The following is a 1,646-nucleotide window of genomic DNA, read 5'->3' as shown; positions in this document are numbered from 1 at the left end:
GGCGGAGGTATTCTTTTCACTGTCTGTTTCTGAGGCATAGTGAAGACTAAACTGTAATTCGCTTATCTCTTTTGACATAACACACACCTTTTATTGATATATATCATATTTAGACAAGAAAAAGGTCACTGTAGTGACCTCATATAATTGACAATTAAATGATAATGATTATTATTCGTAAATGTGTCCTTTTTTTTCTCCGATATTGATACATTGCTTTATAGTTAATGATCGCTCTCGTTATTAACACTTTTCCCGAAGATTTATGCCGACATGACTCCTAGCGCGTCGGCTTTTTTTTACTCAAATCGGGAATGATAACTCGAACAGCATTCCCGTCACTTAAGTAATAGTGAACTTCTTCTGCTTCTCAATTCCCTTACTCAGCGATTAATTTAAGCGCAAATATAATTTCGTTTTTACTTTAGATAACAAAAAAGTCACCGAAGTGACTTCAAAAGAAAGTAATAATTCTTCTTTACTCTGTGCAAATTTTTACACTTTACTCTGTTGCTTCTTCCACTGCCCTGGTCTGCAATTAAATACACTTTTAAATGCTTTACTAAATGCAGCTTCAGATTGGTATCCGACTCTTTCTGCGATATCTGATAATGTATATTTATTTTGTTGTAATAATGAAAGTGCTTTTAGCATACGAATGGATTGTAGAACTTCGCCAGGTGTCGTATTCGCCGTTGCTTTAAATTGACGCACAAAAGTCGCTCGTGACATTGAAGCGACATTAGCTAAAGAATCAAGTGTCCACCCTTTTTGTGGTTCATTTAACATAGAATTAAATACACGACTTAACCGAGGTTCAGCTAATAATGCTAACCAACTTGAGTTTATATCTGGTTTTTGCCCATAAACACGTAATGCAAAAGCGAATAAAGTCTGAGCAAGCCCATTTAATATCGCAGCCGCCCCTTGATTTGCATTAATGGCTTCCTCTCGAAGCAACTGGCTAAATAAATTCAATACTGTTAGCCCTGGCATTTCCACCAAATTTGCCACTACCATATCAGGAAACCCATTTAATAATAGTAACCCGCTTCCTTTAGCATAAGTCATTCGCCCGCAAAGCAAATCAACATGTTGAGTCTGATCTTCAGATTTTGTGTACTTAACAGGTAAGAAGCCATTATTTTTATGCAAAAAAGGGAGAGGTTCTATATCTCGTTCTCCACTCCAAAGGGTATGTGATTGCCTTCTGTTTAACATTAAAAAAGTGCCTTCGGATAAAACTATAGGGGCTGATTTTTCAATCTGAACATAACACTGCCCTGATAGAACTAAGTGAAAAATAGTTTCATGTTCAACAGATGAAACATGCGGTAAGGAAAAATGTCCTTTCATTTGACAAAACACATCTAATTGCAATTGCCCTTGAGAAAGGTATAAGAGTTGGCTCAACGTATCCATGAGACTAATTCACTAAAAATTGATTCGTTTGATGATGTCATCATCTTTTTTTTCATCCCATAATGTCAACCAATAATTCAGTTAACTCAATAAGGTTAATATCATGCTTAATTGGAATGAATATCGAAAACAATTAATGGGGCGTATTGGTGAGTTAGGAAAATTAACACCAGATACGGTTACTGGCTACCAAGCACTTTCCAATGCAGGTAAAAAAACTAATC

The 1,646-nt window shown here is 35.8% G+C and carries 1 protein-coding gene; it reads right to left on the bottom strand.

Annotated features, from left to right (window positions below; translation table 11 throughout):
- Nucleotides 1-495: 495 nt before the first annotated feature.
- Nucleotides 496-1,422 (bottom strand): helix-turn-helix domain-containing protein, encoded by a 927-nt coding sequence (locus tag HMPREF0693_RS17575; protein ID WP_004246997.1) that lies wholly within the window; start codon nt 1,420-1,422, stop codon nt 496-498.
- Nucleotides 1,423-1,646: the final 224 nt, after the last annotated feature.

Source organism: Proteus mirabilis ATCC 29906 (assembly GCF_000160755.1).
In the GTDB taxonomy this organism is placed as follows: Bacteria; Pseudomonadota; Gammaproteobacteria; order Enterobacterales; family Enterobacteriaceae; genus Proteus; species Proteus mirabilis.
Note: the sequence above shows the minus strand (reverse complement) of the source record. Positions and strands in the feature narration are given on the sequence as shown.